The following is a 12003-nucleotide window of genomic DNA, read 5'->3' on the forward strand; positions in this document are numbered from 1 at the left end:
ATTAGTAAAGGGGCACATCAGTGCCCTTTTTTCATTGTTTCACGTGGAACACAGTAAAGAATATTTTTGCCTAAAAAAGTCGCAGCATCAAAAAAACTCTATAATCTGTACTTGATCCCTTCGCTTTAAACTTTCCACCATGTTATTTCCTACGAATTTCGACGTCATCGTTGTCGGCGGTGGACACGCCGGTACCGAGGCCGCCCTTGCTTCTGCCCGTATGGGACAGAAGACGCTGCTGCTCACCCACAACATTGAGACGCTAGGCCAGATGTCGTGCAATCCATCCATCGGCGGTATCGGCAAAGGCCATCTGGTCAAAGAAGTCGATGCCTTGGGCGGCGCTATGGCGATCGCTACCGATGAATCGGGCATCCAGTTCCGCATCCTGAATTCCTCCAAAGGCCCTGCTGTGCGCGCGACTCGCGCCCAGGCCGATCGTATCTTGTACAAGGCCGCGATCCGTTCGCGCCTGGAAAACCAGCCTAACCTGTGGCTGTTCCAGCAGGCTGTAGACGACTTGATGGTGGAGGGCGACCGCGTAGTCGGCGCCGTCACCCAGATCGGCCTGAAGTTTGCCGCACAAGCCGTGGTGCTGACCGCCGGTACTTTCCTCGACGGTAAAATCCACGTTGGCCTGAACAACTACTCGGGCGGCCGTGCCGGTGATCCGCCAGCCGTTTCGCTGTCGGCCCGCCTGAAAGAACTGAAGCTGCCGCAAGGTCGCCTGAAGACCGGTACGCCGCCACGCATCGATGGCCGCAGCATGGACTTCTCGCAAATGACCGAGCAGCCGGGCGACCTGGACCCAGTGCCAGTGTTCTCGGTGATGGGCAATGCTGACATGCACCCTGAACAGATGCCGTGCTGGGTAACCCACACCAACCAGAAAACCCACGACATTATCCGTGGTGGCCTGGACCGCAGCCCGATGTACACCGGGGTCATCGAAGGTGTCGGCCCGCGCTATTGCCCTTCGATTGAAGACAAGATTCACCGTTTCGCGTCCAAGGAATCGCACCAGATCTTCCTCGAACCGGAGGGCCTGACCACCAACGAGTTCTATCCAAACGGCATCTCAACCAGCCTGCCATTCGATGTGCAGATTGAGTTGGTACGCTCGATGAAGGGTATGGAAAACGCCCACATCTTGCGTCCGGGCTACGCCATTGAATACGATTATTTCGACCCGCGCGGCCTGAAAGCATCGCTGGAAACCAAGGCCATCAACGGTCTGTTCTTCGCCGGCCAGATCAACGGCACCACCGGTTACGAAGAAGCGGCAGCCCAAGGTTTGCTGGCAGGCGTCAACGCCGCACTGCAAACCCAGGGCAAAGAAGCCTGGACGCCAGCGCGTTCGGAAGCCTACCTCGGCGTGATGGTCGACGACCTCGTCACCCAAGGCGTGATGGAGCCGTACCGCATGTTCACCAGCCGGGCCGAGTATCGCTTGAGCCTGCGTGAAGATAACGCCGACATGCGCCTGACCGAAATCGGCCGCAAATTGGGCGTGGTTGGCGACGCGCAGTGGGAATCCTTCGATCGCAAACGCGAGTCGGTGGCCAAGGAACTGGAACGCTTGCGCTCCACGTGGGTGAACCCACGTATCCTGGAAGCCGCTGAATCCGAGCGCGTGATTGGCCAGGCCATCGAGCGTGAATACTCGCTGGCCGACCTGCTGCGCCGTCCGGGCGTGGAGTACGACAAGCTGATGACGCTGAAAGGTGTGGACGGCCGCGAGCTGGCCGGCCCTGGCGAAAGCGATGCTGCGGTCAAAGAACAGATCGAAATCCAGCTCAAATATTCGGGCTACATCGATCGCCAGACCAAGGAAGTAGAGCGCCACGAGCACTACGAAAACCTGAAATTGCCGGAAGGTTTCAACTATCTGGACATCACCGCGCTGTCGGTGGAAGTGCGCCAGAAGTTGCACGCGCAGCGTCCGGAAACCTTGGGCCAGGCATCGCGTATTTCGGGCGTGACCCCGGCGGCGATTTCGCTGCTGCTGGTGCATTTGAAGAAAGCCGGTTTCGGCGGTTTTGTAAATAAAGAAGAGGCAGCATGAAGGTGTTTAACCGCGAAGTAGTAGCGGATGTTCTGAAACAAGGCATCAAACAGCTGCCGTTGGAGCTGAGCGAGGTACAGGTAGAAAAGCTGCTGGACTACCTGCACCTGCTGAACAAGTGGAACTCGGTCTACAACCTGACCTCAGTGCGTGATCCATTGGAAATGGTGAAACTGCACTTGCTGGACTCGCTGACCGCTGTGCCTGCATTCAAGGATGCGGCCAACGTGCTGGACGTGGGAGCAGGGGGCGGCTTGCCGGGCATGGTGCTGGCGATCAGCCGCCCGGACATGAAAGTGTCGATGATCGACACGGTGCACAAGAAGACCGCCTTCCTCAACCAGGTGAAGGCGGAGCTGGAGCTGGGCAATGTGACGGTGTACACCAAGAAGGTGCAGGAGCTGGAAGTGAAGACGAAATTCGACGTCATTACTTCGCGGGCGTTCGCAGACCTGTCGGACTTCCTCAACTGGTCCGGGCACCTGCTGCAAGAGGGCGGGCAATTCATCGCCTTGAAAGGGACGGCGCCGGCAGAGGAGCGAGAGCGACTGCCAGCCCCCTGGAAAGTGCAGAAATTAGAGCCTTTGGCAGTGCCAGGGCTGGACGCAGAGCGTCATCTGGTTTTCATCAAAGCCGAAACTGCATAAACGGTTTATACGGTATAAATGGTTTATATCGTATAAATAGTATAAACGGTATAAATCGTTTATACAGTTTATATCGTATAAATCAATAGCTTCAACACACGATAAGAAATACATGGCAAAAATTTTTTGCGTAGCAAATCAAAAGGGTGGCGTAGGTAAAACTACCACGACTGTTAACCTCGCCGCCGGTTTGGCAAAACTGGACCAGCGCGTATTGCTGGTCGACCTCGACCCACAGGGCAATGCCACGATGGGCGCAGGCATCAACAAAGCAGGACTGAAAGCATCGACCTACGAGGTTATGCTGGGCACGGCGGACGTAGCAGCTGCACGCCAGCGTTCCGAGCCCGGCCACTTCGACGTGCTGCCGTCCAACCGCGAACTGGCTGGTGCGGAAGTGGAGATGGTGGAACTGGACAACCGCGAGCGCCGCCTGAAGGACGCGCTGGCCGCTGTGGATAAAGAGTACGATTTCATTTTGATCGACTGCCCGCCGGCGCTGTCGATGCTGACGCTGAACGGCCTGTGCGCCGCGCACGGCGTGATCATCCCGATGCAGTGCGAGTACTACGCGCTGGAAGGTTTGTCCGATCTGGTCAACACCATCAAGAAGGTGCACGCCAACCTGAACCCGGACCTGAAGATCATCGGCCTGCTGCGCGTGATGTTCGATCCGCGCATGACGCTGTCGCAGCAAGTGTCGGCCCAGCTCGAGCAGCACTTCGGCGACAAGGTCTTCAAGACCATCATCCCGCGCAACGTGCGTCTGGCCGAAGCGCCGTCGTACGGCGTGCCGGGCGTCACCTTCGATCCGACCTCCAAGGGTGCACAGGCGTACATCGCCTTCGGCGCCGAGATGGTCAAGCGCATCAAAAAAATGTAAGGCAGAGACATGGCAACTAAAAAACTCAAAGGCTTGGGTCGCGGCCTCGACGCGCTGCTGGGCGGTGACGGCGATCTCAACACTGCGGATGCCAACACACCGTCGGAACTGAACGTCACCCAGATGCAGGCTGGTAAATACCAGCCGCGTACCCGCATGGACGAGGGCGGCCTGCAAGAGCTGGCCGCCTCGATCAAAACCCAGGGCATCATGCAGCCTATCCTGGTGCGCCCGATCGCCAAGGATAAATACGAGATCATCGCCGGCGAGCGCCGTTTCCGCGCTGCGCAATTGGCCGGTCTGGAAGTGCTCCCGGTGTTGGTGCGCGATGTAGACGACCAGGCCGCCGCCGCAATGGCGCTGATCGAAAACATGCAGCGGGAGGATTTGAATCCGCTGGAAGAGGCGCAGGGTATCCATCGCCTGATTACCGATTTCAGTTTTACCCACGAGCAGGCCGCCACTGCGGTGGGCCGTTCGCGCAGTGCGGTGTCCAACTTGCTGCGCCTGATGAACCTGGCATCGCCGGTGCAAACCATGCTGATGGCCGGCGATATCGACATGGGCCACGCGCGCGCGCTGCTGTCGGTGGATGCCGCGACCCAGATCAACCTCGCCAACATGGTGGTCGCCAAGCGCTTGTCGGTGCGTGAAACCGAAAAGCTGGTGGCCAGGACCTTGGAAGAGTTGAAGTCGTCGCCAAAAGAAGCACGGGCCAAGGAAAAGTCGGGCGACATCGTCCGCCTGGAAGAAGAGCTGTCCGACGCCCTGGCCACCCCGGTGGTGTTCAAGATGGGTACCAAAGGACGCGGCCAGATGATCATCGACTTTGCCGACCTCGACATCCTTGACGGCGTCCTCGCCCGCCTGCGCGCTTAAACTAGTTGAATTAACTCTGGGAAATTAGTTATAAAATACGATATACTTATTTGGCAACATTCTCTAATGGATAAGATGAATGCCGAAAAGTGTATTGTTAAAGGCGCTGTGCGCCGGTGCAGCCGCATTGCTGCTGCATGGCCACGCCCTGGCAGCGGCCGGCGCCACCTTTATTTCCCAGAGCGTGCCCCACACCATGCAGGTGGGGAAGACCTATTCGGTTTCCGTCACCTATAAAAACACCGGCACCACCAAATGGACCAGCGGCCAGTACCGTCTCGGGGCGCTGCGTCCCCAAGACAACGGCCGCTGGGGAAGCGCGCGCGTCGACTTGCCGCCGGGAGTGGAAGTCGCGCCGAATGCTGAGTACACCTTTACCTTCGACGTCGCCGTCAGTGACGCGCGTTCCTGCGACGCCACCGCTAATGCGCAAATGCGCGATTGCTATTTCCAATGGGGCCTGGTGCAGGAATACGTGCAGTGGCTCGACTCTGGTGCCAGCACGCTGGTGGAGTTGTTCAACGCGCCGGCAGTCCGTTCGCTGGCGCCGCCCATTGCACCGCCGGTAACCGTTGATCCGGCCGCGTTCAGCGCCGCCAGCTTCCGCGGCGCCAACGTACTGATGCAAACCTACGAAGACAACCGCCTGTGCGACCACACGGCCTGGCTGCCGGAAGGCACCGATGCCGACGCCATCATCGACCATGCGGTGACCATGGGCCTGAACGTGCTGCGCATGGCAGTGATCTTGCCGCCCAAAACTCCGGGCGCGCCGGCCGACTGGATCCCGGCCAGTTCGCGCTACCAGAATGTGTGCGCCGATCCTGGCAAGAAAGAGTGGGGCGCTGAAACCAGCAGCACCGTGCTGACCCGTGGCGTGATCACCAAGGTGCAGTCCTTCATGGACAAGGCCGATGCCGCCGGGCTGAAGGTGATCCTGGTGCTGGACGGCTACACCAAGTACGACGCCAACTGCTATTGGAAGAAAAGCTTCCTCGACGTGCGCGACAGCGCCGACGCTTTCATCAAGGCCTTCAAGTCGCACCATGCCTTGCTGGCCTGGGACATCATGAACGAGCCGATGTGGAACGCACTGGCCTTCGACTGCCTGCATGCGGACAGCGACTACGCTTCGGTGGTGCGCGCGGTCGACTCCATGTACAACCTGGTGCGCGCCAACGATGGAGTGCATCCGACCACGGTCGGCGAAGCCCAGCTGCCACTGCTCAAATATTGGAAAGACATTTCCTCGTTCGCCAGCCCGCACTTATATATAGCGGCCAACAGCCGCGACAGCGCCAGCCTGGAACAAGTCAACTTTGTCGAGAGCGCCGCGCTACGCGAGATGCGCCGTGAATATGGCAGCGCCGTGCCGCTGGTGATCGGCGAGTTCGGCAGTGCCGACCCGGACGAGAATTTCAACGCCGACTATTACCAGCGCTTCCTCGATGGCCTCGCAGTGGCCGACCACGGATTCATGCTGTGGTCGCTGTCGCCCAGCCCCAACCAGCAAGGCTACTCGGTGTTGACGCCGGATGGCCAACTCAAGCCGGCAGGCAAACTGGTGCAGCGCGCGCGCTGGACGCCGGTGGTGCAGCAGTTGTACATGGCGTATCTCGGTTTCCCGGCCGATCCGGCCGGACTGGCAAATTTTGCCACGCAGTTGGACGATCTTGCTGCTGACATGCGCCGCCGTGGCCTGGTCTTGCAGCCAACCATGGCCGCCGTGCTGGAGGCGTATCGCACCGAACCGGTCATGCGCCAGATGCTGGACGGACTGTATGCCAGTGCGCCCTTCAAGGACCGCTACACGCCCGACCGTACGGCGGCCTATGTCCAGCAAATCTATCTCAACTTGTTCAACCGCCAGCCGGATGTCGACGGCCTGCTGTATTGGAGTGACAACCTCAACTACTTCGGCCTGGAAAAAGCGCAGGCGGTGGCGGCCATCTATGTTGGTGGCCAGGGCGCTACCAGCGTACAAGGCAAACGCGATGCCGCCACCGGCAGTAAAAAAGCAGCGCTGGCAACCGCCTTCACTGCCAGCCTGAACACGCCACAGCGCCGCAATTGCTACGCAGGCAACAATGCGGTGACGGTCGGGCGCGCCTTGCTGACCCCGGTAAGCGCCGACACCGACGTCTCACTCTACCCCTCGCGCGTCGAGGCGGCCGTGGCCGAACTCTGCGGTTTTTGAGCCCCAGTTTGTCAAACGCATAACTCGCTTCAACTTGGTGCAAAGGCCGCTGAAATGTTTCTAAAAGCGTCTCATTCGTGCACTAAATGCTCTGCTGCGGTGCAGCATGTTTGACGTGATACAGGAAAGACACATATAATCACGCGTCTTTGGTTTAATCGGCTTTTAAGGGAGGCTCGCAGTGAGTAGTTCCACGAGCATCTCCCAGCCGGTGTTCCGAGTCGTCGCCCTCCAGTTTGCCATCGCAACTGGGTTTGCCTTGCTCGCCTGGAACTTGGGCGGAGTACTCAAAGCTTGGTCGGCCGCTTATGGCGGAGCAATCGCAGTCATCGGGAGCCTGATGTACGCGATTTTTGTTGCGCGCGGGGCAAATGACGCCAAAGTCGCTTTACGTGCGCATGTGCGCGCGGAAGTAATGAAGATTTTTATCACAGTAGTGCTGTTTGTGTTGGCACTAGTGTTGTTTCAGTCGGCCTCATGGTTATGGCTGATCTTGGGTTTCGCGATGTCGACCTTCGCCTACTGGCTGGCATTGCTCGCAATTTAATCACCAAAATCTTATATTTTTATGACCACTGAACACGTCGGGCACGAAGCGCCCACAAATATCGAGTATATCCAACACCACTTGAGCCACCTGAAGTCGGCTGATGGCGCATTTAACCTGGACACGTTCTGGGTTTCGGCCATTCTGGGTCTGATTTTCCTCGGTGTCTTCTACATGGCATCGCGCCGTGCGACCGCCGGCGTACCAGGCAAGCTGCAAAACTTCGTCGAAGCCGTCATGGAGCTGGTCAACGAAGTGGTCAACTCGGCCTTCCACGCCAAGAGCAAAGTGATTGCGCCACTGGCCATCACTATCTTCTGCTGGGTTTGGCTGATGAACGCCATGGACTTCCTGCCAGTCGACCTGCTGCCTAAGCTGCTGTCCTTCGTTGGCGTCCACAAGCTGCGCGTCGTGCCGACCGCTGACGTCAATCACACTTTCGGCATGTCCTTCGGCGTCATGCTGTGCATTATTGGTTTCTCGATCAAAGCCAAAGGTCTCGGCGGCTGGGGTAAAGAGCTGCTGACCGCACCGTTCCACGCGCATGGCTTCATGGCCGTGGTGCTGGCGCCGGTCAACCTGGCTTTCCAGTTGATCGAGTTGCTGGCTAAGCCACTGTCGCTGTCGCTGCGTTTGTTCGGCAATATGTACGCCGGCGAACTGCTGTTCATCCTGATCGCTCTGTTGCCTTGGTGGGCGCAGTGGCTGCTCGGTGGTCCGTGGGTAATCTTCCACATTCTGGTAGTGACCCTGCAAGCGTTTGTCTTCATGGCGCTGACGGTTGTGTATCTGGCCATTGCGGTTGAGAAGCACTAATTATTCGTTTTTAATCTTTTAGTATCTGTAGTCTTTTTTAAATCTTAGGAGAAATTTCAATGCAAGCTCTGATCGCACAAGTACAAAGCATGACCGTTCTGGCAGCCGCTATCATCATCGGCCTGGCCGCTATCGGTACCGCTCTGGGTTTCGCCATTCTGGGCGGTAAATTCCTGGAAGCTTCGGCTCGTCAACCAGAACTGATGCCACAACTGCAAACCAAACTGTTCGTTATCGCTGGTCTGCTGGATGCAATCTCGATGATCGGCGTTGGTGTTGCTCTGCTGTACACCTTCAGCAACCCATTCCTGGCTGCTCTGCAAGCTGTTGCTCAGTAATCTGCTCCACCCTAGGAGAAACTTTTAGTTAGGAGCAAAGGTATGGACATCAATATGTCTCTCATCGGTCAGATGATCACCTTCGCGGTGTTGGTCTGGGTCTCGATGAAGTTCGTATTTCCATCGCTGAACGCAGCGTTGGATGAGCGTGCCAAGCGTATCGCTGATGGTCTGGCTGCGGCCGACCAAGGCCAGCAAGCAATGGTTGTCGCTGAAAAGCGCGCCACTGAAGCACTGGCCGGTGCACGCGAAGAAGCTTCGCAACGTGTTGCTGACGCTGAAAAGCGCGCGCAACTGGTCGCCGAAGAAATCAAAGCGAATGCACAAGCTGAAGCGGACCGCATTATTGCGCAAGCTAAAGCCGAAGCCGAGCAGCAACTGGCCAAGGCGCGTGAAGCGCTGCGCGCTCAGGTGGCTGACCTGGCTGTGAAGGGCGCCGAGCAAATCCTCAAGCGCGAAGTCAACGCCTCGGCCCACGCCGAACTGTTGTCGCGCCTGGCTGTCGAGCTGTAATCATGGCAGAAAACGCAACCGTCGCCCGTCCCTACGCGGAAGCTTTGTTCCGCGTAGCCCAAGCAGGTAAGGAATCGTTCAACCTCGCGGCGTGGTCCGAACTGGTGTCTGAATTGACCCAGATCGGTTCCCACCCCGAGGTGCAAGCATTTGCCCGCAACCCGAAAGCGTCGGCCAGCGATATCGTCGCCGCCTTCAAGGCGCTGGTGAAAACCCCAGTCAACACGGAAGCCAATAACTTCCTGACCATGCTGGTGGAAAATGGCCGTATCAGTCTGCTGCCGGAAATCGGCGCGCAATTCCTGGCGTTGAAAAACGCTGCGGAAGGTGCGGCAGACGCGGAAATCACCAGTGCCTTTGAACTGGACGCTGCGCAAGTCAGCACCCTGATCGCAACGCTGGAAAAGAAATTCAGCCGCAAGCTGAACCCGGTAGTGACCGTGGACCCAGCCCTGATCGGTGGTGTGCGCGTGGTGGTCGGCGACGAAGTGCTGGACACTTCGGTGCGCGCCAAGCTGCAGCAAATGCGTGTTGCACTGGTCGCCTGAGTTCAACCTCGGTAACCGGCTTAGAACAGATTCTTCATCTCGCGCAAGCTGAGAGAAACACTTTTAGGAGTTAGTATGCAACTCAACCCATCTGAAATCAGCGAGCTGATCAAGAGCCGTATCGAAGGCCTTGATGGTGGCGCTGAAGTACGTAACCAAGGCACGGTTATTTCCGTCGCCGACGGTATCGTCCGCATTCACGGCCTGTCGGACGTGATGCAAGGCGAGATGCTGGAATTCCCAGGCAACACCTTCGGCCTGGCCATGAATCTGGAGCGCGACTCGGTCGGTTCCGTGATTCTGGGTGCTTACGAGCACATCTCGGAAGGCGACACGGTCAAAACCACCGGTCGTATTCTGGAAGTGCCAGTTGGTCCAGAACTGCGTGGCCGTGTGGTCAACGCTCTGGGTCAACCAATTGACGGCAAGGGCGCGATCGCGACCACGCTGACTTCGCCTATCGAAAAGATCGCTCCAGGCGTTATCGCCCGTGAGTCCGTCTCGCAGCCGATGCAGACCGGTCTGAAATCGATCGACGCGATGGTACCAATTGGCCGTGGCCAGCGTGAGCTGATCATTGGCGACCGTCAAACCGGTAAATCGGCTGTTGCGGTTGATGCGATCATCAACCAAAAAGGCCAGGGCATGACTTGCATCTACGTTGCAATCGGCCAAAAAGCTTCGACCATCAAGAACATCGTGCGCTCGCTGGAAGAGCACGGCGCGCTGGAGTACACCATCGTTGTCGCCGCGTCGGCTTCGGAATCGGCTGCTATGCAGTACATTTCGGCCTACTCGGGTTGCACCATGGGCGAATACTTCCGCGACCGCGGTGAAGATGCGCTGATCGTCTACGATGACTTGTCGAAACAAGCCGTTGCTTACCGTCAGATTTCCCTGCTGCTGCGCCGCCCACCAGGCCGCGAAGCTTACCCAGGTGACGTGTTCTACCTGCACAGCCGTCTGCTGGAACGCGCAGCTCGCGTGAACGCTGACTACGTGGAAGCCTTCACCAAAGGTGAAGTTAAAGGTAAAACCGGTTCCCTGACCGCGCTGCCAATTATCGAAACCCAAGCGGGTGACGTGTCGGCCTTCGTGCCAACCAACGTGATTTCGATTACCGACGGCCAGATCTTCCTGGAAACCTCGCTGTTCAACGCTGGTATCCGTCCTGCGATTAACGCCGGTATCTCGGTATCGCGCGTGGGTGGTGCTGCTCAGACCAAGGTCATCAAAAACCTGTCGGGCGGTATCCGTACCGACTTGGCACAGTACCGTGAACTGGCTGCGTTCGCGCAGTTCGCTTCGGACCTGGACGAATCGACCCGTAAGCAGCTGGACCGCGGTGCTCGCGTGACCGAACTGTTGAAACAGAAGCAGTACTCGCCTTTGTCGATCTCCCTGATGGCCGCTTCGCTGTTCGCAGTGAACAAGGGCTACCTGGACGACGTCGAAGTCAAGAAAGTACTGTCGTTCGAAGCCGGCCTGCATGCGTACCTGAAGACCAAACAAGCTGACCTGCTGTCGAAGATTGAATCGTCGAAGCAACTGGACAAAGACGGCGAAGCCGCCCTGTCCGCTGCCATCGCCGACTTCAAGAAATCCGGCGCATTTTAAGTTAGCTTGGCGCTCCGGTTTTCAACCTGGAGCGCCTTCAGCGCAGAAGGAGTAAGGACTCATGGCAGTAGGCAAAGAGATACGTGGCAAGATCAAAAGCGTAGAAAATACGAAGAAGATCACCAAGGCGATGGAAATGGTCGCCGCATCGAAAATGCGCAAAGCGCAGGATCGCATGCGCGCCGCCCGTCCCTACAGTGAGAAGATTCGCAACATCGCTGCTAATCTGGCTAACGCAAACCCAGAGTACACGCACCCGTTCCTGGCGGATGAAGCCAAGGAAACGGCCAAAGCAATTGGTTTCATCGTTGTGACGACCGATAAAGGTCTGTGCGGCGGCATGAATACCAACGTGCTGCGTCTGGTGACGAACAAATCGCGCGAGCTGGAAGCAGCCGGCAACAAGATTGCTGCCGTTGCGATTGGTAATAAAGGTTTGGGCTTCCTGAACCGCACCGGTGTCCCGGTGGTTGCGCAAGTGACCCAAATCGGCGACACCCCGCACCTGGAAAAACTGATCGGTCCGGTCAAAGTCATGCTGGAAAAGTTCCAGAATGGCGAAGTGGACGCGGTTTACCTGTGCTACACCAAGTTCATCAACACGATGAAGCAGGAGCCAGTAGTTGAACAACTGCTGCCACTGCCACCTGCGAAGAAGCAGGCCGATGAAGGTAATCACAACTGGGATTACATCTACGAGCCAGACGCAGCGACCGTGATCGATGAACTGCTGGAGCGCTATGTTGAAGCGCTGGTGTACCAGTCGGTAGCGGAAAACCTGGCGTCCGAGCAATCGGCGCGTATGGTGGCGATGAAGGCGGCAAGCGACAACGCAGGTAGTGTGATCGGCGAACTGAAGCTGATCTACAACAAAACCCGCCAAGCTGCGATTACCAAAGAACTCTCCGAAATCGTCGCCGGTGCGGCAGCGGTTTAAACGAATTTAACTATAT

General features: G+C 57.6%; 12 protein-coding genes. All 12 read left to right on the forward strand.

Going from position 1 to position 12003, the window contains the following annotated elements; translation table 11 throughout:
• Positions 1–139: 139 nt before the first annotated feature.
• The 12 genes from mnmG (at position 140) to atpG (ending at position 11987) form a co-directional block, all read left to right on the forward strand.
• Positions 140–2065, forward strand: coding sequence for a tRNA uridine-5-carboxymethylaminomethyl(34) synthesis enzyme MnmG (gene mnmG / locus GTP46_RS09660; protein WP_161006417.1), 1926 nt, complete (start codon positions 140–142; stop codon positions 2063–2065).
• Complete coding sequence (gene rsmG / locus GTP46_RS09665) at positions 2062–2712, forward strand: 16S rRNA (guanine(527)-N(7))-methyltransferase RsmG (RefSeq protein WP_161006418.1); 651 nt, start codon at positions 2062–2064, stop codon at positions 2710–2712. Before mnmG ends, rsmG begins: the two co-directional genes overlap by 4 nt.
• A 112-nt stretch (positions 2713–2824) precedes the next feature.
• Positions 2825–3595, forward strand: a complete 771-nt coding sequence (locus tag GTP46_RS09670; RefSeq protein WP_161006419.1) for a ParA family protein — start codon at positions 2825–2827, stop codon at positions 3593–3595.
• Between the two features lie 9 nt (positions 3596–3604).
• Positions 3605–4474 (forward strand): ParB/RepB/Spo0J family partition protein, encoded by an 870-nt coding sequence (locus GTP46_RS09675; RefSeq protein ID WP_161006420.1) that lies wholly within the window; start codon positions 3605–3607, stop codon positions 4472–4474.
• A gap of 79 nt (positions 4475–4553) precedes the next feature.
• Entirely contained in the window at positions 4554–6671 is a 2118-nt protein-coding gene (locus GTP46_RS09680; protein WP_161006421.1) for a cellulase family glycosylhydrolase, read from the forward strand.
• A gap of 181 nt (positions 6672–6852) precedes the next feature.
• Complete coding sequence (locus GTP46_RS09685) at positions 6853–7218, forward strand: ATP synthase subunit I (protein WP_371869610.1); 366 nt, start codon at positions 6853–6855, stop codon at positions 7216–7218.
• A 21-nt stretch (positions 7219–7239) separates the two neighbouring features.
• Positions 7240–8034, forward strand: coding sequence for a F0F1 ATP synthase subunit A (gene atpB / locus GTP46_RS09690; RefSeq protein ID WP_161006422.1), 795 nt, complete (start codon positions 7240–7242; stop codon positions 8032–8034).
• A gap of 59 nt (positions 8035–8093) precedes the next feature.
• Positions 8094–8372, forward strand: coding sequence for a F0F1 ATP synthase subunit C (gene atpE / locus GTP46_RS09695; RefSeq protein WP_092280734.1), 279 nt, complete (start codon positions 8094–8096; stop codon positions 8370–8372).
• A gap of 42 nt (positions 8373–8414) precedes the next feature.
• A complete protein-coding gene (locus tag GTP46_RS09700) occupies positions 8415–8885 on the forward strand; it encodes a F0F1 ATP synthase subunit B (RefSeq protein ID WP_161006423.1) in 471 nt (156 codons plus the stop codon).
• A gap of 2 nt (positions 8886–8887) precedes the next feature.
• Complete coding sequence (locus GTP46_RS09705) at positions 8888–9433, forward strand: F0F1 ATP synthase subunit delta (protein WP_161006424.1); 546 nt, start codon at positions 8888–8890, stop codon at positions 9431–9433.
• A gap of 75 nt (positions 9434–9508) precedes the next feature.
• Entirely contained in the window at positions 9509–11050 is a 1542-nt protein-coding gene (atpA, locus tag GTP46_RS09710) for a F0F1 ATP synthase subunit alpha (protein WP_161006425.1), read from the forward strand.
• Between the two features lie 61 nt (positions 11051–11111).
• Entirely contained in the window at positions 11112–11987 is an 876-nt protein-coding gene (gene atpG, locus GTP46_RS09715) for a F0F1 ATP synthase subunit gamma (protein ID WP_161006426.1), read from the forward strand.
• Positions 11988–12003 lie beyond the last annotated feature (16 nt).

Origin of the sequence: Duganella flavida (genome assembly GCF_009857445.1) — a bacterium.
GTDB classification, from domain to species: domain Bacteria; phylum Pseudomonadota; class Gammaproteobacteria; order Burkholderiales; family Burkholderiaceae_D; genus Rugamonas; species Rugamonas flavida.